This window comes from Alcanivorax sediminis (assembly GCF_009601165.1).
GTDB classification, from domain to species: Bacteria; Pseudomonadota; Gammaproteobacteria; order Pseudomonadales; family Alcanivoracaceae; genus Alcanivorax; species Alcanivorax sediminis.
In genome coordinates this window covers 305,613-328,828 of the sequence record NZ_WIRE01000002.1, presented here as the reverse complement: position 1 = coordinate 328,828, position 23,216 = coordinate 305,613, and the positions used below count along the sequence as shown (strand labels likewise).

The following is a 23,216-nucleotide window of genomic DNA, read 5'->3' as shown; positions in this document are numbered from 1 at the left end:
ACTACTTAGGGCGCAGTCTACTCCCCAACGTCAATGCCTCATTGGCTCAAACGACTGTTTGAACTTGGGGGCCGGTCAATACACCGGCAACATTGCAGTGATTCAATACGCGCCAGTGTGCGACAGGGCCTGTAATTTGGCCCTACGAAAGAAGACTGATTTTCAGCATTCTTTCTCTGGCACCCCTTTAAACCCGCTCTGGTTGGCATAAGGTTAACCGGACACATTCATCACTCGATGGCGAAGGACAGGATCATGAGCGATACCTATCAGGCGATTGCCAACTCCCCCATGGGCAAGGCGCTGTTTGGCGCAATCAATCTCCCCATTCCGGTCATTCTGGACCGCTGGCAGCCGGGTCAGGCCTCTTTTATCAAGGGCCGTGTACTGGTGGGCGCCGCTAACGGCTCCACCGGCATTGATGCCATTCTGTCCACTCTGAAAGGTGCTCCGGAAGCTCAACTCAGCGTTCTGGCCAACACCAGTACCGCTACCGAGCTGCAGAAAAAAGCCGGCAAGGCTGGCGTGGATGCAGAAAACTATACGGCTACCCGCGAAGACGATGCCAAGTTCAAGGGACTGGTTTTCGACGCCACAGGCATCCAGAACCCTGACGAGCTGAAAGCCTTGTGGGAGTTTTTCCACCCGGTGATCCGTAAACTGGACAAGTGCGCCCGTGTTGTCGTGATTGGTCGCACTCCGGAAAAACAGGCTGGCGTGACCCGTGTTGCCCAGCGTGCCCTGGAAGGTTTCACTCGCTCAGTGGGCAAGGAAATCAAGAAAGGCGCCACTGTTCAGCTGGTCTATGTGGATGAAGGCGCTGAAGCCCAGCTGGCTTCTCCCCTGCACTTCTTCCTGTCACCCAAGTCTGCCTATGTTTCTGCGCAGGTTGTGCGCGTGACCGAGTCCGGTTTCAAGGCAGCCAAATTCGATTGGCACAAGCCGTTGGCTGGCAAGAAGGCTCTGGTAACCGGTGGTTCTCGCGGTATTGGTGCGGCGATCGCTGAAGTACTGGCCCGTGACGGTGCTACCGTGACCGTGCTGGATATTCCGCCCATGGCGGAAGACCTGAGCAAGGTTGCCGCCCAGATCGGTGGCGACACTCTGGAACTGGATATCACCGCGCCTGAAGCACCTGACGCCATTGCCGCCAAGGGCAAGGAAATCGGTGGCTTCGACGTGATCGTTCACAACGCTGGCGTAACCCGTGACAAGATGCTCGGCAACATGCCTGAGAAATTCTGGGACATGGTCCTGGACATCAACATCGCCAGCCAGCTGCGCATCAATGAAAAACTGCTGGCCGATGGCGCCATCAACAAGGGTGGCAGCATTATTTCCATCAGCTCCATTGCAGGTATTGCCGGTAACCTGGGCCAGACCAACTACGGTGCCTCCAAGGCGGCCGTGATCGGCATGATCGACGCCTTCAAGGACGAGTACGCCGAGCAAGGCATCACCATCAATGCCGTGGCGCCGGGCTTCATCGAAACCCAGATGACCGCTGCCATCCCCTTCACCATTCGTGAAGCGGGCCGTCGCATGAACGCCATGAGCCAGGGCGGTCAGCCGGTAGACGTGGCCGAAACCATCGCCTTCTTCGCCAGCCCGGCCTCACAGGGTCTGACCGGCAACGTTGTGCGTGTGTGTGGCCAGATGCTGCTGGGGGCGTAACAGCCTCAAGCTACAATCTTCAAGCTGCAACGCGGTTTGAGGTTTGTGCCACACGATAGACAAAGGAGCCGCGCCGCAAGGTGCGGCTTTTTTGTTGGCCCCTCTGCGGCCGCAACATGCTTGAGGCAAAACCGACAGGGCTGCTCTCCCGGTTTTGCATGCCGCGTGTTGCGTGCTGCAGCCGCGCAGCGGCCTCAAAAAAAGACCCCGCCGGTTAACCGGCGGGGTCATGAATGTCGCACGCTCTCCCGAGGTGGACGTTGGCACACACTTGGATTTGGATCAGGCCGCTTCAGGCGCCTTTTTCTGATCAAGCTTGGCGGCTTTTCTGGCTGCTTTGGCTTCAGCGCGAGCCTTGGCCTTGGCGGCACCGCCCGGCATGAAGTTACGCACATCCCAGTAGAAGTAACGCTTCAGCACGCTGTTGGCTTCATCATCATTCTGGCGCCAGCCATAGATGTCCGGCTTGCTGGTCTCGATGGCCAGGGTGCGGAAGATCAGCCAGTCATAGATCGCCAGGGTCGCCGTCACGTTTTTGGCAGAGTTCGGGCCACGGGCGTGGTGCTGATGGTGCTGGGTCGGGAAGGTGATGATATGCGCCAGGCACCACATGGTCTTGCGCACCCAGGCCCAACGATGGTTGTGAAAGTACAGATCCCAGTTCCAGTTCACATGGGTCTGGGCTGCCCACAGGCCTTTGAAGGCGTTGGAAATCAGGAACACTTCGACCAGCCCAAGGTACAGACACACCAGCTGGAACATGAAATTCGGCATGATGAACCACCAGGCCCAGCCGTTCACAAAGGTCTGGGTCACCGACAGCTGGCCCTTGTTGTCCTGACCACCGGCCAGATGGTGGGGGCGATGACTCATTTTGTAGACGGCCTGGATCCATTGCAGCACCTTGTTGTTGGGACGCCGGCTATGGGCAAACAGGTGGAAGGCCCCGTGCAAAAACTCTTCGATACAGAAGAAGACGATAATCGTTGGCCAGAAATACTGCTCTTCCAGCCACGACAGGGAGCCGGCGCTGCCCGGAAACAGGGTACTCATGACAAGGGTAATCGCGAGCAGCAGTAGCGGGCGCTGCACTACGATCATCATGAAGGTGGCAAGAAAGGCGACTTTCCAGTCCTGGCCAGTCTTGTGGCCATTGCGGGTGCGACCGCTGATGATTTCCCAGATTGCCGAGATGACGATAAACGCCGTCACCAGCATTGTCAGTTGCTTGTCCATTGTTGTTCTCCACGAGCCTGTTTTTATTCTGTTCAGGACAGAAACTAGCCCTCCCCCACTTATCCGCCAAATCAATATTTGATATAAGTAATATCCATGAAACTGAACTTGCGAAGCGTAGACCTCAATTTACTGCCGGTTTTCGACGCCATCATGGAGGCGGGGCAGCTGTCGCTTGCAGCAACCCGGCTGGGCATGAGTCAACCTGCCATCAGCGCAGCCTTGCAACGGCTTCGACACACCCTGGATGACGAACTGTTTATCCGCACCCGTCAGGGCATGGAGCCCACCCCGCGCGCCCGGGAACTGCATCAGCAACTGGCGCCGCAGTTGACCCTGCTGCGTGACACCCTGGATCCCAAAGGTCGTTTTGACCCTGCCACCAGTGAGCGCCGGTTTACCCTGATCAGCGTGGACTACTTTGAAGTGGTGGTGCTCCCGCCCCTGCTTGCGCGTATTCAGAAGCAGGCCCCAGGTGTAATGCTGGAAGTCGTCACGGCTTCCGACCAGATGAATGAGCAGCTGAAAAAGGGCCATGCCGATATGGCCATCGACGCCTTCGTGCATGATGACGACCGCTTGCAGCGTCAGGTCATGCTGGAAGAAAAACTGGTGGTCGTGGCACGTAAAGCGCACCCGGTATTCAAGGGGCGTTGCAGCAAGAAGCAGTTTCTCGAAGCCCAGCACGTGGTGCTTCCGGACCGCAACCGGCGGCTCCCGCTGGATCAGATCCTGAATGCGCCGGGCTGGCAACGACGCACAGGAGCACGGGTTACCCAGTTCTCCAGCATGCTGGCCACCGCCGCCGGCTCCGACATGATTGCCACCGTACCGGAGCGTCTGGCCCGTCACTACGCCAGGCCCATGGGGCTACAGATTATGACATTTCCAGTGGACGTCCCCCCGGTCCCCATTTATGTGGTCTGGCCTCCGGCACTGGAGCGCGACCCGGCCCACCGCTGGTTACGCCAACAGCTGGCGCACACCCTGAAGGCGCTATGAGGCCGACGGGTGAACCGCGGGCTTGAATCCGGGTCTCACCATCACCATCTCCTGAATACGCAACCCACAGGATCGCTCATGAGTTTTGGCCGCATATTCTTCTTCATCTTTGGTTTTGCCCTGCTGGAAGTATTGGTGCTGGCCAAGGTAGCGGGGCTGGTTGGCTGGCCGATCACCATTGTGGCCACCGTGGCCACCGCCATGCTGGGTAGCTACCTGTTCCGCAGTCAGGGCCTGGACACCTGGGTGCGACTCAACCAGAAGATGCAGCAAGGTGACATGCCGGGGCAGGAAATGGTGGAGGGCATCATGCTGTTGCTTGGCGGTGCCCTGCTGATCACGCCCGGCTTCATCACCGATGCAGTGGGCTTTGCCCTGTTGCTGCCCACCTCGCGCCGGCTGATGGCCCGCAAGGTGATTGAGAAAGGCACCCTGCAAACGTTCTCCTCTGTGCAAGGCGGCGGCTTCTCCTACACCCGTTACACGCGCACCGGCGGTGACAACAGTCCGTTTCAGCACCCCTCCGATCACCATGATGGCCATGTGACCATTGATGGTGAGTCGCGGCGCGAGGATCGTTAAGCCACCCCGATCGTCACCTGCAAAGCCGTTGAATTAGCCCGCCTGAGGGTCAAGCGAGCTTTGCAAGGCAATGAATATCTGCCCCCAATGCACTTCCTGAAATCTGCCGGGCGCTGATATTCCTGATCGCCTGACTGTCGATGCCGATGCAGCGCACGGCTCACTCAACAAGCCGAGTCTCCTGCACAAACCGGCTTTTGCCCCAATAAAGGGAAGCCAACCCTGAACCCCATAACCATTCATCGTGACGGGTTAGGAAGCACTTGCTGTCCCTGCTAGACTGCGCCTCCTCTCGGCACCCGGTGCCGGTCGATCGTTTGCGGAGGCACCATGACCCCCACCCTGCTCAACCCCGTTGTCTGGTCCGTGCTGTTGCTGATGGGACTCAGTCTCGCACGCATGAACGTGGTGCTTGCGCTGCTGTGCGCAGCGTTGGTGGCCGGGATAGGCAGTGGTCTGGACCTTTCCGCTACCCTCGCCGCGTTCAGCGACGGTCTGGGAGGCGGCGCCAATATTGCATTGAGCTATGCCCTGCTTGGCGCGTTCGCCGTCGCCATTGCCCGCTCCGGCATTACCGAATGGCTGGCGGGACGAATCATCACCCGACTCGGTGGCGACCCGGCCCCTGGCCAGCTGCGCCGCATTCGCACTCTGCTGCTCAGCGTGCTGCTTGCAGCCGCGATCATGAGCCAGAACCTGGTGCCCATTCATATCGCCTTTATCCCGATTCTGGTGCCGCCGCTGCTGGAAGTAATGCACCAGCTGCGACTGGATCGTCGACTGGCCGCCTGCGTGCTGACCTTTGGACTGATCACTCCTTACATGGTGTTGCCGGTAGGGTTTGGCAGCATCTTCCTGCACACCCAGCTCGGCCCGAGCATGGCCAAGGCTGGCCTGACGCTCGACAAGGCCGACCTGCCCCTGGCCATGCTGCTGCCAGCCGCCGGAATGGTCATTGGGTTGTTGTTGGCTTTTATTCGTTACCGCAAGCCACGGGATTACCAGCCCGTGCATCTGCCCGGTGAAGAACAGCATGCCTCGCTTTCGACCCGCAACGTGATCGTCGCCGCTGTGGCACTGGCCGCTGCCCTGGCACTTCAGCTCTACAGTGACTCCATTATTCTTGGTGCGCTGGTGGGTTTTCTGGTGTTCACCGCCGGTGGCGTGGTGCCGTGGAAGGAATCCCAGGATGCCTTTACCCAGGGCGTGAAAATGATGTCCCTGATCGGCTTCATCATGATTGCCGCTAACGGTTATGCCTCTGTGGTACAAGCAGGTGGACAGGTTCCGGTGCTGGTAGAAGCCGTCACCAGCGGCCTGCAAAGCCCGCCGATTGCGGCGGCGTTGTTGTTGCTGCTCGGCTTGTTCGTGACGCTGGGAATCGGCTCGTCGTTCTCCACTATCCCGATCATTACGACCCTGTATGTGCCGCTGTGCATGGCGCTGGGCTTCTCCCCCCTGGCCACGGCCGCCCTGGTAGGCAGCGCTGCGGCACTGGGTGATGCAGGCTCACCCGCATCCGACTCCACTCTGGGGCCCACTGCAGGCCTGAATGCCGATGGCCAGCACGATCATATCCGCGATACGGTGATTCCCACCTTTATTCACTACAACCTGCCGCTGTTGGTAGCAGGCTGGCTGGCTGCCATGTGGCTTTGATAAACGCTGCACGCTTCACGCAACAGGCAGCACGCTAAAAGACAAAAACGAAGCCCCCCTGTAGGAGACTCAACTTGTTGAGTCTCCTACAGGGGGGCTTCGCGTCAAAGGGCGGTACTTTTGTAAATTTGTCTTGGACAAGACAAACCCCTTCCCGCGTTGTAGCTTGTGACATGTAGATTTTCACAAGGACACAGCATGGCCCGACACACCTTTCTTGCCCGGCTGGAAGCATTGGGCAATCGGCTGCCGCATCCCACTTTGTTATTCGTCTGGCTCTGTTTGCTGCTATTGCCGCTGACGGCGTTGCTGCAGGGACTTGGGCTGACCACCACTCACCCGATTACTGATAACACCGTGGCAGTGCGATCTCTGGTAGACGGTGACGGCCTGCGCTATCTCTTCACTTCACTGGTCAGCAACTTCACCGGCTTTGCACCTCTTGGCGTGGTGCTGGTTGCCATGTTGGGCTTGGGTGTCGCAGAACAGTCCGGGCTGTTATCAGTGAGCCTTGCCGGGCTGGTGAAGAAGGCATCCGGCAAGATGCTGGTGATCACGGTGGCCTTTGCCGGGGTACTCTCCAGCATGACCGTGGATGCCGGTTATGTAGTGCTGATCCCATTGGCAGGTCTGATGTTTCAGCTGGCTGGCCGCTCACCGCTGGCCGGCATTGCCACCGCCTTTGCCGCCGTGTCCGGTGGTTTCAGCGCCAACTTGCTGGTGGGGCCGGTAGACGCCACGCTGGCTGGCCTGACGACTGAAGCGGTGGCGCTGGTTGATCCGACCCGAACCGTGGAAGCCACCGACAACTACTGGTTTATCATTGCCTCCACGTTCGTGGTCACAGCACTGGTCAGCGTGGTGACATTGCGTTTCACCGAGCCACGGCTGGCTGTTCAGACGGCAAGCAATGAGGTAGCGGTAGAAGCCCCGGTCAGCAACCCACGTGCCATTCGCTGGACTCTTGCCAGCCTTGCCATCCTGCTGGCTGCCATCGCTTTGCTGGTGATTCCGGCCAGCGCGCCACTGCGACATCCAGAGACTGGCAGCGTGCTGGGCTCCCCTTTCATTCATGGCCTGGTGGTGATTGTGGCTCTGGTCGCCGGTGTGTGTGGCGCCGTCTATGGGCGCGTCAGCGGGCAGTTCCGTCATGGTGGTGACATCATTGCAGCCATGGAAACCACCATGGCCTCCATGGCCGGATATCTGGTGCTGATGTTTTTTGCCGCCCAGTTCGTCGCCTGGTTCAACTACAGCCAGCTTGGGTTACTGCTCGCCGTCGAAGGAGCGGCATGGCTCGGCAGCCTCTCCATCCCCAAGGTCGCGTTACTGCTGTTATTCGTACTGCTCGCCGCTTCCATCAACTTGATGATTGGCAGCGCCTCCGCCAAATGGTCAATCCTGGCGCCTATTTTCGTGCCGATGCTGATGCTGATCGGCATTGACCCTGAAGCCACCCAGGCGGCTTATCGCGTCGGTGATTCCAGCACCAATATCATCACCCCACTCATGCCCTACTTCGTCCTGGTGCTCGGCTTCGCCCGACGCTATCAGGCTGATACCGGCATTGGCACCCTGATGGCCATGATGCTGCCGTACAGCCTGACGCTGTTGGCGGGATGGTCAGTGTTGTTGGGGGTGTGGATCGGGTTTGGATGGCCGCTGGGACCTTAAAAAGCAGCTATGAGCCACGAGGAAAAGATCAAGGCCTTGCCGGACCCGGGCAGGTGTTGTTGCCAACAATCGCAGAAATAAAAAAAACGCGCCATTCGGCGCGTTTTTTCTCGTAGCTAAAAGCTGGAAGCTGGTAGCTGCTTTTACTTAATCAGGCGAAGCGTAAACGGGTAACGGTACGCCACACCATCGTTGGCTTTCAGGCCAGCGATGATGGTGATAACCAGCCAGAAGATGCCAAGGATCGGCAGCAGGATCGCGCCAATAATCACGAAGGTCAGCAGGAAGCAGACGAAACCGGCAATCAACATGGTGATGTTGAAATTTACCGCTTCCTTGCCCTGGTCATCCACAAAACTGCTTTCATCTTTCTTGATCACCCACATGATCAGGGGGCCAATCAAATTACCAAAAGGAATGATGAACCCAATCAGGGCCAACAGATGGCACGCCATGGCCTGACCACGCTCTTCCTTGCTGGGGGCACCCTGCGGCTCCGCCCCGGTCTGTTCAATCTCAGTCATGATGCTTTCCTTGTTTGATGACGATGAATAATGCGCCGCATTATAAACAAGAATGTGTATAAATCACTGTCGCACAGTTCTCCGATTTGGCAACGCCTGCTCGCTGTTGGAACGGAAGGGATTGATGTCGATACCGCCACGACGGGTGAAGCGACCGTAGACGGTCAAATGCCGTGGGGAACACTGCGCCATCAGATCCACAAACATCTGCTCAATAATTTGTTCATGAAAGCCCTGGTGGTTCCGTAGGGAAACCACATAGCGCAGGAAACTGGCCGGGCTGATGGCGCGTCCGGTGTAGCGCACCACCACTGTCGCCCAGTCAGGCTGGTTGGTCACCGGACAATGGCTTCGCAGCAAGTGCGAATAAAGCTGCCCTGTCTGCTCTGCGCCCTGATCGCACAGCAGCAGATCCGGGTTGTAGTTGTAGTGCTCGAAATTCAGGTCAATGCTGTCAACACACTGCCCCCGGTCTTCCCACAGCGGCAGGCTAGCCGCATCTTCCAGGGAAAACAGCAATACCTCGATATTCCCTCCAACCACCTGTGCCACGTCCTTTTCGATGGCCGCACGCACTTCATCACGGCCTGAAAAACGGGTGTTGGCGAAGGAGTTGAGGTACAGCTTCAGGGATTTCGACTCCACAATATTGGGAGTGGTGCAGGGAATCCGCAGCTCGCACATGGCCACCACCGGCTTACCCTTTTCCGTGAGCCATGACAGCTCATAGGCATTCCAGATATCGGTACCATGAAACGGCAGGTTCGTGTCTTCCAGTTCCAGTGATTCACGGGCATCCCAGCGCGGCACAGGGCACAGCAACGACGGCATGTATTCGTCCACATAGTCACTGGAGCGTCCCAACGGGGTATCTTTCAAGTAACTCATGCTCTCTCCCTGGGGCACACGCCGCGCCCGCAATCAATGTTTACAGCTTTCATCATAATTAATGGCGGATGCCAGTACCACGCCGAAGCATCCACAACGCGATCATGAAAAATACCCCGACAAAACCGGCAATGGCCGCAAGTGAGGCGTAGACATTCACATCACTCACGCCCAGTACGCCATAACGGAAGGCGTTGACCATATACACAATAGGATTGGCCAGGCTGACCGCTCGCCAGAATTCCGGCAGCATGTCGATGGAATAGAAGACCCCACCCAGATAAGTCAGTGGCGTCAGCACGAAGGTCGGGACGATGGAAATGTCATCAAACTTCTTGGCCAGGATCGCATTGATAAACCCGCCCAACGAGAACAGCGCCGCCGTCAGCACCACCACCACCACCGTAACGAAGATGTGCTGCATGGTCAGGTGCGTGAAGAACAGGCTCAGCATGCTGACAATTACGCCCACCAGCATACCGCGCACCATACCGCCCACCACAAAGCCGCACAGGATGATCCAGGGCGGCATGGGAGAGACCAGCATTTCTTCAATGGAGTGCTGGAACTTGGTGGAAAAGAACGAGCTGACCACGTTGCCGTAACTGTTCTGAATCACACTCATCATGATCAGGCCGGGAACGATGTACTGCATGTAGTCAAAGCCCCCCATTTCCCCCACCCGGCTACCAATCAGATTGCCGAAAATCACAAAATAGAGGGTCATGGTGATCGCCGGCGGCAGCAGGGTCTGCGGCCAGATGCGGGTAAAGCGACGAATTTCCTTGGTCACGATGGTCAGAAACGCCACCCATTGCTCACGAGGACTCATGCGGATGCCTCCCCCGCCAGGTTCTTGTCCACCAGGCGGACAAACAGTTCTTCCAGCCGGTTGGCTTTATTGCGCATGCTCATCACTTCAAACTGCTGTTCCGCCAGAGCCACAAACAGGGTGTTGAGGCTCTGTGTCTTGGGCACGGCCACCTCCAGGGTCTGGGCATCTCTGAGTAATACCTCAAAGCCTTCCAATACCGGAGCCGACTCCACCGGCCGGGCCAGATCGAGAATAAAGGTTTCCACCTGCAATTTTTCCAGTAGCGAGCGCATGTTGGTGTTTTCCACAATCACGCCGTGATCGATGATCGCGATATTGCGGCACAGGGACTCTGCTTCTTCCAGATAGTGGGTGGTCAGGATGATCGTCTTGCCTTCCTGATTAGTACGCGTAAGGAAATCCCACATGGAGCGACGCAGCTCGATATCCACGCCGGCGGTGGGCTCATCCAGAATCAGCAGGTCAGGCTCATGCACCAGCGCCCGGGCAATCATCAGCCTGCGCTTCATACCGCCGGACAAGGTCCTGGACTGCATGTCACGCTTGTCCCACAAGCCCAGCTGGCGCAGGTACTTCTCTGCCCGCTCCCGGGCCAGCGGCGCCGGAATTCCGTAAAACCCGGCCTGGGTCACCACGATATCGAAGACTTTCTCGAACTGGTTGAAGTTGAATTCCTGCGGCACTACGCCAATCTTTTTCTTTGCCAGGGAGCGATCGGTATCCAGCGAATGGCCAAAGATGCTGACCTTACCGCCGCTCTTGTTCACCAGCGAACTGATCACCCCAATGGTGGTGGATTTCCCGGCCCCGTTGGGGCCCAGCAGCGCAAAGAAATCGCCCTGCTCCACATCAAGATCAATGCCCTTCAGTGCCTGAACACCGTTGGCATAGGTCTTGGTGAGATTACGAATCGTCAATGCTGACAAGATTCACCTCGATGAATTACGGAAAAAAGAATAGAGGAAGGATTACAGGGCACAGTGGCCGTGATCACCACGCCAGATCCAGTGCATCTGCCCCGTCGAGAACCACACCCATAGCCCTTCCATCATCCAGGGCCAGTCATCCTCGGTGATCTGGCGCCGGCCATGCAGCTCGGCCACCAGAACGGCCAGAATGGTGTCATGGGTCACATGCACATTGAGGTGGCCCGGTTTCGGCTCCCGTTCCTGAAGGTAGGCTGCCAGCTTGGCGCGCCCTTCCGCCGGGGACAGCATGCCCTCGAAGGGCTCCTGCAGGTGCTGGTTAAGAAAGCGGAAAGCGCCCAGCTTGAAGAAGGTGGGGCCAACTTCGTTGATATCAACCACATAGCAGCCGGGCTCGACCAGAGTGGTATCAACCTCGATATCGTCCGGAGTCTCGGCCATCAGGCCTGCCTTTACCGCCCCTTCAGCCATGGCCTTGGCGGTATTCACACAGCGCCCCACCGGGCTGGAATAGAACGCTTCCACCGGCCGATTCAGCTTGCTGCCCCAGTCCCGTGCCATTTCTATCCCTTCCGGGGTCAGCGGCAAGCGGTAGTCGGCAAAACCGTTCTTGGCCAGTTCCCGCACGGAATGACGGGTCAACAGATGGACAGGCTTGTCCTTGGGCAGCAGGTTGAGGGCTTCCAGTAATCGCGGGTGTAGGCGGGCCATAGTCTTATCGCTTCTGGTCAGCCATCAGTGTAGGCAGCTATGGACGGAATGCCAATGGTGGAGAGGAACGAGCAGCGAGAAGCGTGAAGCAGCCGCAGCGCGGCAAAAAAAAAGGGACCCGATTGGGTCCCTTTCTATTTGGAGCGGGAAACGAGATTCGAACTCGCGACCCCGACCTTGGCAAGGTCGTGCTCTACCAACTGAGCTATTCCCGCTTAACTTACTGCCAGCTAATACCAGCGAATTAGTGGCGTCCCCTAGGGGAGTCGAACCCCTGTTACCGCCGTGAAAGGGCGGTGTCCTAGGCCACTAGACGAAGGGGACCCGGGCTTGACGTGGTGCGTCAAAGCGGCGCGTAGAATAGGTATCTGAGGCTCCTTCGTCAAGGAAAAATTTTGTCCTTACTCACCATTGACCCGAAAAAGTCACGCTGCTCTGATAAGGGCGCCCAGCTTTTAGGCAACTTGCTGAAAAAACACTCATTTTCCGGGAGAGAAACATGACCATCAAACTGTACGGCGCTGCCCTGTCGCCCTTTGTCCGCAAGACCCGGGTCGCCCTGGCGCTTAAAGGGGTGGAATTCGAATCCGTGCATATCGACCCCACCAATTTTCCGGAAGGCTACGAGAAGATCAGCCCCATGAAGCGCATCCCGGCCCTGGAAGTGGATGGCCAGTACCTGCCGGATTCCGCGGCCATCTGCGCCTGGGCCGAGAAGGTCAACCCGGAACCGGCTCTCTATCCCTCCGACGCCATGGATCTGGGCCGTACCATCTGGTTCGAGCGTTTCGTGGATTACGACCTGGCCATGCGCTGCACCTTCGCGGTGTTCCGCAACCGGGTATTGATGCGCCTGATCGGCAGGGAGTGTGACGAGGAGAAGGTGCAGCGCGCCTTGGAGCAGACGATCCCGCCGCTGTTCGAGTACCTGAACAACGAGCTGGAAGGTCGGGAATTTCTGGTCGGCGACAGCATGACCATCGCCGATATCGCCCTGGCCAGCCAGCTGGTGAACTTCCGCCACGGCGGCGAAAGCGTCGACGCGGCCAAATTCCCCCATCTGGCAGCCCACACGGAGCGCATGCACGCACTGGCGCCTTTCGCCAAAACCATTGAGAAAGAATCCGGGTTTGTGCAGAAAGTGCTCGGCGGGCAATGAACAGTTAACAGTGAATAGTGAACAGCGCGCGAAATAGCGCCTGTTTTGACTGCAATCCATGAGGCCGCGCCCAGGCTATGGGCGCGGCCTCATACGTTTCAAAATGCACGCGCCAGATCGCGCGCTGTTCACTGTTAACTATTCACTGTTAACTGTGACTAATGCCGCTCTCCCATTCGGCGCCACCCGGATCACTGCCACAGCTTCATCCCGGAGCTGCCGCTCCAGTGCCAACGCTTTCTCTTTCGGGGCGAACAGAGCCTCGATGCCGAAGGTCAAACGGCTACCACCACGCCAGGGGCGCGATGATACCCGACCGCGCAGGAACAGGCCTTCCTCTGGCTGGTGATGGTTCGGCTCACCGGCCGTCCACAGATCCCCTTCCCGGGACAACGGCAGGTAGATCACGTCACCAGGCTTGAAGTCAGGATTCTCCAGATTACTGAAAGCGTAATTAAGCCGGGCATAGTTGCCACGGAACAGGTCCCGAGGATCCACCGGTTGGGTTTTGACCCTGATTTCCTCACCCAGCCATAGCGGGTAGAAACCATTCACAAATACGCCGGCCATAATCGCCAGTTGCAGAACCAAAGCTGCCAGCAAAGCGTATTTCAAGGTTGCCTTATTCATCACGCTGACCTCCCTGCCCCTGCAGTTGACGATCACGCCAGTAGCGCGCCGCAGCGTAGAGAATCGCAGCAGCAATCAGGAACATGACGGCACCACCCACATAGTCGCCCACCAGATCCACATAACGGATCATGGCCAGCACCAGCAACAATCCGACGCCACTGTAGAAGTACTGGCTGTAGCCTTTCTCAAGCCCCTGCTGAATCAGCACGATGGCCGACACCAGCGCCAACAGGTTCACCAGGATGACCATCGGGAGCACAATCGCCTCCCATTGCATGCCGTGCAGCATGAGCAGCACCAGCGGTACCCCCATGACCAGTCCTCGCGACAGCGGATGGGCGCTACTGTCACGCAAGGCCAACAGCCCCGCCGGAATAGCCGCCAGCAGCCCGAACCAGAGCCCGGGATCCGCTACCCCCTGCAACTCACGCAGATAGGCTTCACAGACCTCGTAGAAGGTAAAAGGAATCAGCAGAATCAGGTAGCCACGCAGCGCCCACAACGACAGCAGCGTGGCCGCACGACGACGATGCGCGAGTGCGCTCGGCGCCAGCCAATGGCCCAACATGAACAGCAGCGCCAGCAGCCCCATATTCATGGTCAGGTTGCCGGTGTCAAAATCCGGGCGCCAGGGGTACCCGTAGATCCATGCCAGCAGGATATTGAGCCAGCACACTGCCACCGCCACCGTCACAACACCCAGCCCCGCAGACGCGCTCTGACGCGCGACACCAAAGGCGGCAGCAAGGAATAGCAACATCTGCCAGGGCGGTGAGAATTTGCCCTCATTGAACAACCACAGCAATGCCACCGTCAGCATCAGCAGTGCCAATACCCGGCTGCGCACCAGCAGCGCCATGGGCGCGATGCCCAGCGCCCAGTAGAACAGACCATCCGGGTAGTGCTCGCCCAAATGATAGATCTGCGCGATCAACATGATGGAGGCGCCATAGCTGATGCTACCCACGAACAACCAACCAAGGCCGCTGCCATCTTTGAGGTAGTAACGAATCCCCACCCCGTTAAGCGCCATCGTCATGCCTATCAGGCCGAGCATTCTTAGCGCCCGGGGGATCTCTTCCCAGTTGGCCGACACCAGCAGCAGCAATGCCATGCCCACAAACAGGAGCGCCACCCCCACCAATACCTTGTAAGCCAGCGAGCCATCACCGACATCATCCAGACGAGTACCATAGCGGGCGAGGATACGGTCCCCCTGCTCCGCAGTGATATCCCCATCCTGCACCCATTGGCGACATTCGCTACGCAGCTCACGGCGTAATAATCCGAGCAGTTGCATGAAACGGTCCTGTGTCTTTTTTTTTGATAAGACCGCAGGGAGGGGGGAAACGCAATGCCGGGGTGTTACGGGGTGTTTGACTGGGTGTTCAATAGAGAGGCGCTGGACGCTTCACGCAACACGCTGGACGCTAAAAAGCCCATAACCAGGGCTTAACATAGAGGACAAAAAACGCAGTGCGGAAATCGGCGAAAGCCAATCTCCGCCAGCGCGCCAGCCTTAAGGGGCCTTATACAATTCGAACAGCGGCTCTGGGATCCTTGCCTCGCTGAGACGAGGATCGCCATGCAAGCATAGCTCCTACAGGGGCATCAGATCCTGCAGGTCGCCGAACTCGACGAGTTGGAAGGCTTTTCCATTAACCCAAAACCCGGGAACCATTTCGGGCTTTCCTATCCAACCGAGCGAAGCTCGTAGCGGCTTATACCGGCAGGCCGATGCGCTTGGCTTCCAGCCGTCGCAGGAACTCCAGCATCACCTGCCGATAGAGATCCTCACCCAACCAGGCATCCTCCACCCCCGCGTCAATATTGGGGTTGTCGTTGACCTCAATCACCACAATCTCGTCACCGGATTGCTTCAGGTCCACCCCATAGAGGCCATTACCCATCAGCCGGGCCGCTTTCAGGGCGGTTTTCAGCACCTTGGCCGGCACTTCCTGCACTGGCAGGGTGCGGCTGTTGCCGGACTCGGTCTTGCCGCTGCTCTGGTGATGATAAATCTGCCAGTGGCCCTTGCTCATGAAATACTGACAGGCGAATAGCGGCCGGTTATTGAGCACACCAATGCGCCAGTCGTAATCCGTATACATGAAGGCCTGCGCCAGCACCACGGAAGACTGTTTCAGGTAGCCACTGAGCGCTTCACTCAATGCCTCCCGGGTAGCCACCTTGCTGATGCCACGGGAAAAGCTGCCGTCCGGAATCTTCAGCACCATGGGCAGTTTGAGTTCATCGATGAGCCGGTCCAGCTGTGCCTCATCATCCGAAAATACAAACGCCGTAGGCGGTACCGGCACACCGTGGGCCTGCATCAGTTCCGCCAGATAAATCTTGTTGGTACAGCGCAGGATGGAGCCCGGGTCGTCGATCACCACCATGCCCTCCTGCTCGGCCTTGCGGGCAAATTGGTAGGTGTGGTGATCCAGCGCCGTGGTTTCACGAATGAACAGGCCATCGTACTCACCCAGACGGGTGTAGGCGTCACGGCCGACCAGATCCACACGAATACCCAGCTGCCGTCCCGCCTTGATAAAGCGTTTCAGCGCCGTCTTGTTGCTCGGCGGCATGGCTTCCTGTTCGTTGACCAGCATGGCCAGCTCGTAGCGATCACTGCGGCGACGGCGAGGGTTACGCCACACCCGGGCATTGAACTGCTCCAGGGCCAGGGCGAACTGGTCCTCCTGCTGGCCTTTCAGCTGTTTCAGAGTGAGCGGCTTGAGGGCTTCAATGCTCCAGTTCTCGCGACGGCGAAACTCCACCTTCAACAAGGGGCAAGGCAGCTGATCAAAAATCTGGCGCCCCAGATCCGCCAGCCCTTCCTGATCGGTCTGGCCGAAGAACAACAGCAGGGTAAAGCGATCGGAGGCACTGCCCTTGCGCTTCATGGCCTTGTCCAGGGCCGCCTCAAACTGGTCAAAGTGCAGGCCGTACAGTGCCTTGCGGCTCAGGTCATTCACCGTGCGCACCGACGGCATCACCCGCTGCCCACGGGCTTCCGCCAGCAGTGAGCAGTAGTAACCCGGGCTCAGGTACTTGTAGCTGCGGCACAGGTTCAGCACCTGCACTTTCTTGTCCGTGCAAACGGATTGCTCTGCCTGAAGATACTCCCGGGCAGACAGCAGATGGCGGGCGGGATAGTAGGCGGCCCAGTCGGCGGGATCGTCTACCAGAATGATGACCTGACTCATGAAAAGCCCTGACAAGGAGGCACCGCGAAACGGGCGCCGATAGTGGCGAATTTAGGGCTTGTGGGAGGGGGCACGCAAGGGAAAGTTAACAGTTAACAGTGAATAGTGAACAGCGCGCGATAGAGGGTGTCAGTTCCCAAACGCAAGAGGCCGCGCCCAGGCTTTGGACGCGGCCTCTTGCGTTGCAGTCGAGACAGAGCCCGACCGCGCGCTGTTCACTATTCACTGTTAACTATTCACTGCTTTTTTGCGCCCCCGGATGCCCCGCCTTCTCCAGTGCGTCCTGCACTTCCGGCGGCATATAGGTTTCATCGTGCTTGGCCAGCACTTCTTCCGCTTCAAAACGAGAAGTACTGATCAGGGTACCGTTAGCCACGATGCCCTGCCCTTCGCGGAACAGGTCCGGCAGGATGCCCTGGTAGTGAACCGTGAAGCTGCCCTTGCCATCAGTGATGTCAAAGGTCACATCCAGGGTCTCTTCATTGCGCTGCACCGAGCCATCGACCACCAGGCCACCCACTCGCATCTGGGTATCCAGCGGCGCCTCTCCGGCAACCACCTGCTGTGGGGTGTAGAACAGGTTGATGTTCTGGCGCAGGGCATAAAACATCAGGCCCACGGCAATGGCCAGCCCTGCCAGGACCGCCAGCACCAGAATCAAACGTTGCTTGCGTACGGAATTCATTCATCTACCTCAGCTCTGCGCTGTTGTCGCGCAAGGGTTTCTCGTACCTTTCCCTGTCCACGCAGTGCCTGCACCATGCTGGCAGTCACCAGAACCGCACTGATTCCGTAGGCGGTCCAGACAAAAAAACCATGCTTGCCCATGGCAATAAAGTCAGCGAAGGATTCAAATGCCATCTCACTTGTCTCCTTCACGAATCAGGGTTTGCACCCACTTGCTGCGGCGTTCACGCCACTCCACTTCGCTGCGGGCACGGATCAGCACATTCACGGCATACAGCAACCACATGCCCAGCATACTGATCAGCAGCGGGTACTTCATGGCCGGGTTGATGGTGGATTCGCCGAACAGTTTCAGGGTGGACCCCTGATGCAGGGTTTGCACCCACTCCACCGAGTACTTGACGATCACCACATTGATCACCCCGACGATGGCCAGCAGCCCCGCCGCACGAGCCGCCTGACGCGGTTCACGGATCACATTCTGCAGGGCAATCACCCCCACGTACATGAACAACAGGATCAGCATGGAGGTCATCCGCGCATCCCACTGCCAATAGGTGCCCCAGGTCGGTTTGCCCCACAGGGAACCGGTAATCAGGGAGATCGCCGCCAGCGCGGCACCGAACGGGGCGATCGCCTTGAGCATCACCTCCGCCATCTTCATGCGCCACACCACCGCCACCAGCCCCGAAACACCCAGGGCCATGTAACCCATCAGCGCACCACTGGAGGCCGGTACGTGGATAAAGATAATCCGGTAGCTGTTGCCCTGCTGGTAATCACTGGGGGCAAATGCCAGCCCCCAGACCAGTCCGGTGACCAGCGTTAAAAGGGCAATGGGCGTGAGCCACGGCAGCACCCGGGAACTGAACGTGTGAAAGTAGCGCGGGGATCCCAGCATGTGATACCAGCGCTTGAGCGTTTGCCAGACCATTTAATTTCCTGAGCTGATTTTCAGACCCGCCGCCACAGCCAGAGGGCCAAGGCTGGCGGTGAGCGCCAACAGCGCGCCGAGGATGGCCAGCACACCCGATACCGGGCCACCTTCCACGGCAGTACGAATCACCCCGGCGCCAAAAATCAGCACCGGGATGTACAGCGGCAACACCAGCACCGCCAATAATATGCCACCCCGGTTCAATCCCACCGTGAGCGCCGAACCAATGGCACCAATCACCGTCAGTGCCGGGGTACCCAGCAACAGGCTGAGCATCACCACGCCCAGCACCCTGTCTGGCAGTTGCAGCATGTGTGCCAGTACCGGCGACACCAGCACCAGGGGCAAGCCAGTGAGCAACCAGTGGGCCAGCAACTTGGCAGTGACCGGCACCACCGTCATCACCGGCGAAGTCAGCAACTGCTCCAGCACGCCGCTTTCCTGATCCCGGCGGAACAAGCCATCCAGTGACAGCATGACCGCCAGCAGGGCCGCCACCCACAGGACTCCGGGCGCGATCAGCGCCAGGGTTTCCGGCTTCGGCGAGATGGCCAGCGGAAACAGGCTGATCACCATCACGAAGAAGAAAAGCGGATTGATGATCTCCGCCGGGCTGCGCCACAGTACCAGTAGTTCGCGAGAAAGCGCCGCACGAAAAGCCGTCATGCCAGCACCTCAGCCCGGCCCTTGGCCAGATGGAGTCTCCTGACACCGTCTCCCACCTGATGGTGAGAGGTATAAAGCACCAGCGAACCGGCATCCGCAGCCTGCTGAATCTGCTCATCCAGCTGGGCCACACCATCCTGATCAATGGCGGTGTAAGGCTCGTCAAGCACCCACACGCTCTTGCGCTCCAGCCACAGACGGGCCAGAGCCACCCGGCGCTTCTGCCCGGCGGACAGATGTGCCGCGGGCACATCCTCGAAGCCACGCAAGCCCACTGCGGCCAGTGCCGCCATGGGGTCCCCTGACTGGGCGCCCAGCGCACAGGTAAATCGCAGATTCTCCAATGGCGTGAGTTCTTCACGTACGCCGGGCTGATGGCCCAGATACAGCAGCTCACTGCGCCAGTTGTCGTTCCACCACTGACACTGCCCTTCATAGAAACCGTGCAACCCCACCAGGATCCGCAACAGGGTGGTTTTGCCCGCACCATTGGCGCCGGTAATCTGCCAGATTTCGCCGGCCCGGGCGGTCAGGGAGACATCACGAAACAGCACGCGGTCATCACGCTCGCATTGCAATTGTTCGAGTGTCAGTCGGAGGGTGGTATCGGACAAAATCGGGCTCCCGGAAACAGCGCCGAAGTATAGCACGGCCTCCGCCCCCGGGCTTGATCCAGCGCATCGAATTCCCGACAGGCTTGATTACCGTCCCGACTGCGCTAGCCTGTACCCTTCCTGATGCTCTGGAGCCGTTATGAAACGTCTTTTGCTTCCCCTGCTCACCCTGATGCTGATCAGTGGCTGCGGCGAGGAAAAGCCGCTCGCTACCGTCGAGCAAGTCAACCTGGAGCAGTATGCGGGCACCTGGTATGAGATCGCCCGATTGCCGCAATGGTTCCAGCGGGGCTGCTACGACTCCAGCGCCACCTACAGCCTCAATGACGATGGCACGGTAAAAGTGGTGAACCGCTGCCAGCGTCAAGGCGAGGACACCAGCGAGGCCGTCGGCACGGCGCGGGTAATGCCGGATTCCGGTAACGCCAAACTCAAAGTGCGCTTTGATAACTGGGTATCACGACTGATCCCCACCATCACCGAAGGCAACTACTGGATTATCGCCCTGGACAAGGATTACCAGACCGTGGTCATTGGTGAACCCAGTCGCGAGTACCTGTGGATCCTGGCGCGCCAGCCTCAACTGCCTGATGATCAGTACCAGGCGCTGGTACAGCTGGCCAAGAACAAGGGCTTTCCGGTAAACCAGCTGGAACGCAATCGCGATTTACGACCGTCCCAGCCATGAGCGAGCATCACGTTTACTTTGCCATCTTTGGTTTTGATCACGATCCCGCCCAACTGGATGTGCTGATGGGACAAAGCGCTGACGACTACTGGCGTGAAGGAGAAAGCTTCAGCATCACCGTGCCGGAGGCTCGGCGGCGTGAGAATCGCTGGATTCTGTCCAGCCAGCTGGATGAAACGGCAAGCCACAGCGATCATTTCGAAAAGTTGCTGCTCAAGCTGAATCGCATCGCCGCGCAGCTGGACAGCCTGCCCGATGACTACCGCTACGGGATTGGTGTATCACACTATTTCTTTATGGATGACCCGACCTTTTACCTGCCCTCCGAGATTCTCGACGGCTTTCAGGCGCTGGGTTTCGAGATCAGCTTTGACCAACTGGGACTGGACCATGGCTCTGGAAATTGAACGCAAGTTTCTTGTTCGCGACACCGGCATCATCGATACCCTGGCGGGCGAGCGTCTGACACAGGGCTACCTGAGCCACGACAAGAACGCCACCGTGCGGGTGCGCATCGCCGGCGACAGCGCCTGGCTGACCATCAAGGGCAAGACTGAGGGCGCCACCCGCAGCGAATTCGAGTACGCCATCCCGGTGGACGACGCACGCACCATGCTCGACACGCTCTGCGGTCAAGGCGTCATCGACAAGACTCGCTACCGACTTCCGCAAGGCGAGCTATGCTGGGAAATTGATGTATTTCACGGAGACAACGACGGCCTTGTCGTGGCAGAAATTGAGTTACCCAGCGAAGATGCCGTTTTCGAACACCCCGTCTGGTTGGGGGAGGAAGTCACCGGCCAGGTCCGCTATTACAATAGCGCGCTAAGCGCCCAGCCGTTCAAAGACTGGTAAAAAAATAACGATTAAACCATCTTGGGGAAATTACATGGACAGTAATCTATATCAGGCGCCATCAACGGAAACGATTGCTCCCGAGCTCGACAAACAACAGGCCGCGCTCTACGTGGTCTCGACAAAAAAATTCGCACTGCTTTTCATGCTGACGCTGGGACTGTATGGCGTCTATTGGAATTACCGGCACTGGAAGCTACTCAAGGAGCACCGCGGGGCGAATGTGATTCCCGTGCTGCGGGGCATCTTCAGCATTTTCTTCATTCACTCCTTGCTCAAACACATCAACGAAGAGCTGGGTGAAGATAACAGTAAAGACCACCTCATGGTCCCTCAGCTGGCTGCCATCTATATCATTTTGAATGTCATTTCGAGCATCTCCGACCGCCTCTCGGCACGCTCGGAAACCGTTGGTATCATGGACTTTATTTCCCTGATCCTGCTGCCCTTTATCTGTGCCGTCATCGCCAACATTCAGCAGGCCGCCAATCTCTCCCAGGGGGATCCCAAAGGCGACAGCAACAGTGAAATGACGGCGCTCAACTGGATATGGATGCTGATGGGCGCCGCACTGTGGCTCCTGATCATTTTCGGCTTTGCAGTCATGCTCGCGCCGGACAGCATTCCCTTTTGACGCCGTGAAATTCTCCGGCGGCTTCACACTCTGGCGGCAGGATGACAATGGTGTGGTCGCCAGAGTCGCGCGCTACCCGGATCGGGAAAGCGCCGATGAGGCTCGCCAGACCTTCGAAGCCTCAGGCCACAAACAACACTACTGGATCGCCCCCGATGATGAATCTGAAACTCCCCGTTCTGATCACTAGCCTGCTGGTGCTGAGCGGCTGCCTGCCGACCATCAAAAAACAGTGGGATGTCCAACCGGTGGAAGGCATCGTCAGGGATGGCGACACCCAGCAACCGGTGGCCGGTGCCACCATCACCAATCGGGAGAATCCCGAGCTGACTGCCACCAGCGATGCCCAGGGCCGCTTCGTTATCGAGGAGCAAACCCATGTGGGCTTTCATTTGCTGATGGCTGCCAGTGCGCTGGACCGTCAGGTATGGCTTGTCACTCACCCCGATTACGCTGATGCCATCGCCGAGACAACCTCCTTTATACCCCCGCTTTCCCGCACGCTCAGCCAACCGGAGGTACCGCTCTATCCCCGTGACAGCCTCGATGCTGCCCCGGAGAACTGTGCCTTCTTTGGCTACCTGAAACGGCAGGGACAACAGCTGGCCAAAACCCACACCCGGCCCCCAGCCTTCCTCATTGAAGAATGTGCAGATGCCGCTGCTCGCGACCAGCTATACGAGTTGTGGTACCGCTAGCTCACCACTTGAAATTCCGACTGCAGGCTCTATCTTAGGCGGGCAACATCACCATTCTGCCCGGGGACGACCCCGACCAAGGCACCAATGCGGGGACGACCCCATGCAGGAGTGCTGTCATGGCCTGGGTCTACATCTTCTTCGCGGGCTTGCTGGAAATTGGCTGGGCGCTGGGATTGAAAGCCAGCGAAGGTTTTACCCGCCCTCTCATCACCTTTTTCACCCTGATCACCGCTGCCGCCAGCTTCTGGTTGCTGTCGCAGGCCATGCGTGAACCTCCAGCCGGCACCGCCTACGCAGTGTGGAGTGGTATCGGCGCCTTCGGCACGGTACTGCTGGGCATCGTTTTCTTTCAGGACACCGTGTCCGCAGGCAAACTCGCCTGCCTGCTGATGATCGTCGCGGGCATCGTCGGGGTTAAGATCTTTTCCTGAAAGCACTCCCCTGCTGGGCTGGCGGAGATCGGCCTTCGTCGATTTCCGCCCTACAATGGCTTTCAACCTGTGGGAGATTCAGCAAGCTGAATTTCCCACAAGGCCCCGCAGTTTTGTCTTTGTTTTTCGAATTTTTCCCTCGCCACTCAACACTCAGCGATCGCCTGCAGGCAGGTTATTCGCTCCGCTCACCCTACGGGCCAGCCTGCGGCTGTTACCTCCGTTGCACTCCGGTTCCTACGGCGCGGTAGCGAGGCTCTTCGCTTTTCACTATTAACTATTAATTATTAA

27 protein-coding genes and 2 tRNA genes are annotated in these 23,216 nt (G+C 58.2%); 13 read left to right on the top strand and 16 right to left on the bottom strand.

What is annotated here, in order from left to right:
• The first annotated feature begins 255 nt into the window (after positions 1 to 255).
• Positions 256 to 1,674, top strand: a complete 1,419-nt coding sequence (locus GFN93_RS15830; RefSeq protein ID WP_153502279.1) for a 3-oxoacyl-ACP reductase — start codon at positions 256 to 258, stop codon at positions 1,672 to 1,674.
• Between the two features lie 282 nt (positions 1,675 to 1,956).
• Here GFN93_RS15830 and GFN93_RS15825 read toward each other — a convergent pair whose 3' ends face one another.
• Positions 1,957 to 2,910 carry a sterol desaturase family protein gene (locus GFN93_RS15825; protein ID WP_153502278.1) on the bottom strand — a complete coding sequence of 318 codons (954 nt, stop codon included), beginning with the start codon at positions 2,908 to 2,910 and terminating at the stop codon, positions 1,957 to 1,959.
• Positions 2,911 to 3,006: 96 nt separating this feature from the next.
• Between GFN93_RS15825 and GFN93_RS15820 the strand changes: the two genes are divergently transcribed.
• The 4 genes from GFN93_RS15820 (at position 3,007) to GFN93_RS15805 (ending at position 7,827) form a co-directional block, all read left to right on the top strand.
• On the top strand, positions 3,007 to 3,912 hold the full coding sequence (locus GFN93_RS15820) for a LysR family transcriptional regulator (protein ID WP_153502277.1): 906 nt from the start codon (positions 3,007 to 3,009) through the stop codon (positions 3,910 to 3,912).
• A gap of 78 nt (positions 3,913 to 3,990) precedes the next feature.
• Entirely contained in the window at positions 3,991 to 4,494 is a 504-nt protein-coding gene (locus GFN93_RS15815; RefSeq protein ID WP_153502276.1) for an FxsA family protein, read from the top strand.
• A 330-nt stretch (positions 4,495 to 4,824) separates the two neighbouring features.
• Positions 4,825 to 6,153 carry a Na+/H+ antiporter family protein gene (locus GFN93_RS15810; RefSeq protein ID WP_153502275.1) on the top strand — a complete coding sequence of 443 codons (1,329 nt, stop codon included), beginning with the start codon at positions 4,825 to 4,827 and terminating at the stop codon, positions 6,151 to 6,153.
• 198 nt (positions 6,154 to 6,351) lie between these two features.
• Positions 6,352 to 7,827: an AbgT family transporter gene (locus GFN93_RS15805; protein WP_153502274.1), complete on the top strand. Its 1,476-nt coding sequence runs from the start codon at positions 6,352 to 6,354 to the stop codon at positions 7,825 to 7,827.
• A 143-nt stretch (positions 7,828 to 7,970) separates the two neighbouring features.
• Here the strand turns inward: GFN93_RS15805 and GFN93_RS15800 are convergent, their stop codons facing one another.
• The 7 genes from GFN93_RS15800 to GFN93_RS15770 all read right to left on the bottom strand — a co-directional run bounded on the left by GFN93_RS15800 (position 7,971) and on the right by GFN93_RS15770 (position 12,035).
• Entirely contained in the window at positions 7,971 to 8,351 is a 381-nt protein-coding gene (locus GFN93_RS15800) for a DUF4870 domain-containing protein (protein ID WP_153502273.1), read from the bottom strand.
• Between the two features lie 63 nt (positions 8,352 to 8,414).
• Positions 8,415 to 9,239, bottom strand: coding sequence for an NADPH-dependent 7-cyano-7-deazaguanine reductase QueF (gene queF / locus GFN93_RS15795; protein ID WP_153502272.1), 825 nt, complete (start codon positions 9,237 to 9,239; stop codon positions 8,415 to 8,417).
• Positions 9,240 to 9,297: 58 nt separating this feature from the next.
• The gene (locus GFN93_RS15790) at positions 9,298 to 10,071 is read right to left on the bottom strand and encodes an ABC transporter permease (RefSeq protein WP_153502271.1); all 774 of its coding nucleotides are present in this window, start codon (positions 10,069 to 10,071) and stop codon (positions 9,298 to 9,300) included.
• Positions 10,068 to 11,000, bottom strand: a complete 933-nt coding sequence (locus GFN93_RS15785; protein ID WP_153502270.1) for an ABC transporter ATP-binding protein — start codon at positions 10,998 to 11,000, stop codon at positions 10,068 to 10,070. The genes GFN93_RS15790 and GFN93_RS15785 overlap by 4 nt, the downstream gene beginning before the upstream one ends.
• Before the next feature lie 42 nt (positions 11,001 to 11,042).
• Positions 11,043 to 11,711, bottom strand: coding sequence for a histidine phosphatase family protein (locus tag GFN93_RS15780; protein ID WP_153502269.1), 669 nt, complete (start codon positions 11,709 to 11,711; stop codon positions 11,043 to 11,045).
• A 139-nt stretch (positions 11,712 to 11,850) separates the two neighbouring features.
• Positions 11,851 to 11,926 (bottom strand) — tRNA-Gly (locus tag GFN93_RS15775).
• Between the two features lie 33 nt (positions 11,927 to 11,959).
• Positions 11,960 to 12,035, bottom strand: a tRNA-Glu gene (locus tag GFN93_RS15770).
• A gap of 175 nt (positions 12,036 to 12,210) precedes the next feature.
• On the opposite strand from GFN93_RS15770, the gene GFN93_RS15765 reads away from it, so the two are divergent.
• Positions 12,211 to 12,870, top strand: a complete 660-nt coding sequence (locus GFN93_RS15765; RefSeq protein ID WP_153502268.1) for a glutathione S-transferase family protein — start codon at positions 12,211 to 12,213, stop codon at positions 12,868 to 12,870.
• Between the two features lie 138 nt (positions 12,871 to 13,008).
• Here GFN93_RS15765 and GFN93_RS15760 read toward each other — a convergent pair whose 3' ends face one another.
• The 8 genes from GFN93_RS15760 to ccmA all read right to left on the bottom strand — a co-directional run bounded on the left by GFN93_RS15760 (position 13,009) and on the right by ccmA (position 19,616).
• Positions 13,009 to 13,500, bottom strand: a complete 492-nt coding sequence (locus GFN93_RS15760; protein WP_235902100.1) for a GDYXXLXY domain-containing protein — start codon at positions 13,498 to 13,500, stop codon at positions 13,009 to 13,011.
• On the bottom strand, positions 13,493 to 14,803 hold the full coding sequence (locus GFN93_RS15755; RefSeq protein WP_153502266.1) for a DUF2157 domain-containing protein: 1,311 nt from the start codon (positions 14,801 to 14,803) through the stop codon (positions 13,493 to 13,495). Before GFN93_RS15755 ends, GFN93_RS15760 begins: the two co-directional genes overlap by 8 nt.
• Positions 14,804 to 15,224: 421 nt before the next feature.
• Positions 15,225 to 16,712 (bottom strand): RimK family protein, encoded by a 1,488-nt coding sequence (locus GFN93_RS15750; RefSeq protein ID WP_153502265.1) that lies wholly within the window; start codon positions 16,710 to 16,712, stop codon positions 15,225 to 15,227.
• A 232-nt stretch (positions 16,713 to 16,944) separates the two neighbouring features.
• Positions 16,945 to 17,397: a cytochrome c maturation protein CcmE gene (gene ccmE / locus GFN93_RS15745; RefSeq protein ID WP_153502264.1), complete on the bottom strand. Its 453-nt coding sequence runs from the start codon at positions 17,395 to 17,397 to the stop codon at positions 16,945 to 16,947.
• A complete protein-coding gene (gene ccmD / locus GFN93_RS15740) occupies positions 17,394 to 17,573 on the bottom strand; it encodes a heme exporter protein CcmD (protein WP_153502263.1) in 180 nt (59 codons plus the stop codon). The genes ccmE and ccmD overlap by 4 nt, the downstream gene beginning before the upstream one ends.
• A 1-nt stretch (position 17,574) precedes the next feature.
• Positions 17,575 to 18,333 (bottom strand): heme ABC transporter permease CcmC, encoded by a 759-nt coding sequence (ccmC, locus tag GFN93_RS15735; protein ID WP_153502262.1) that lies wholly within the window; start codon positions 18,331 to 18,333, stop codon positions 17,575 to 17,577.
• The gene (ccmB, locus tag GFN93_RS15730) at positions 18,334 to 19,002 is read right to left on the bottom strand and encodes a heme exporter protein CcmB (protein WP_153502261.1); all 669 of its coding nucleotides are present in this window, start codon (positions 19,000 to 19,002) and stop codon (positions 18,334 to 18,336) included.
• Positions 18,999 to 19,616 (bottom strand): cytochrome c biogenesis heme-transporting ATPase CcmA, encoded by a 618-nt coding sequence (gene ccmA, locus GFN93_RS15725; protein WP_153502260.1) that lies wholly within the window; start codon positions 19,614 to 19,616, stop codon positions 18,999 to 19,001. Before ccmA ends, ccmB begins: the two co-directional genes overlap by 4 nt.
• A 139-nt stretch (positions 19,617 to 19,755) precedes the next feature.
• Between ccmA and GFN93_RS15720 the strand changes: the two genes are divergently transcribed.
• From GFN93_RS15720 to GFN93_RS15695, 7 genes are all read left to right on the top strand, one after another.
• Positions 19,756 to 20,304, top strand: coding sequence for a lipocalin family protein (locus GFN93_RS15720; RefSeq protein ID WP_153502259.1), 549 nt, complete (start codon positions 19,756 to 19,758; stop codon positions 20,302 to 20,304).
• Entirely contained in the window at positions 20,301 to 20,711 is a 411-nt protein-coding gene (locus tag GFN93_RS15715) for a DUF4279 domain-containing protein (protein WP_153502258.1), read from the top strand. Before GFN93_RS15720 ends, GFN93_RS15715 begins: the two co-directional genes overlap by 4 nt.
• Positions 20,695 to 21,159, top strand: coding sequence for a CYTH domain-containing protein (locus GFN93_RS15710; RefSeq protein WP_153502257.1), 465 nt, complete (start codon positions 20,695 to 20,697; stop codon positions 21,157 to 21,159). The genes GFN93_RS15715 and GFN93_RS15710 overlap by 17 nt, the downstream gene beginning before the upstream one ends.
• Positions 21,160 to 21,193: 34 nt before the next feature.
• Positions 21,194 to 21,793: a hypothetical protein gene (locus GFN93_RS15705; RefSeq protein ID WP_153502256.1), complete on the top strand. Its 600-nt coding sequence runs from the start codon at positions 21,194 to 21,196 to the stop codon at positions 21,791 to 21,793.
• Between the two features lie 4 nt (positions 21,794 to 21,797).
• The gene (locus tag GFN93_RS17240) at positions 21,798 to 21,983 is read left to right on the top strand and encodes a hypothetical protein (protein ID WP_208993768.1); all 186 of its coding nucleotides are present in this window, start codon (positions 21,798 to 21,800) and stop codon (positions 21,981 to 21,983) included.
• Positions 21,949 to 22,491 carry a carboxypeptidase-like regulatory domain-containing protein gene (locus tag GFN93_RS15700; protein ID WP_153502255.1) on the top strand — a complete coding sequence of 181 codons (543 nt, stop codon included), beginning with the start codon at positions 21,949 to 21,951 and terminating at the stop codon, positions 22,489 to 22,491. Before GFN93_RS17240 ends, GFN93_RS15700 begins: the two co-directional genes overlap by 35 nt.
• Before the next feature lie 119 nt (positions 22,492 to 22,610).
• Positions 22,611 to 22,925 (top strand): DMT family transporter, encoded by a 315-nt coding sequence (locus tag GFN93_RS15695; RefSeq protein ID WP_153502254.1) that lies wholly within the window; start codon positions 22,611 to 22,613, stop codon positions 22,923 to 22,925.
• Positions 22,926 to 23,216: the final 291 nt, after the last annotated feature.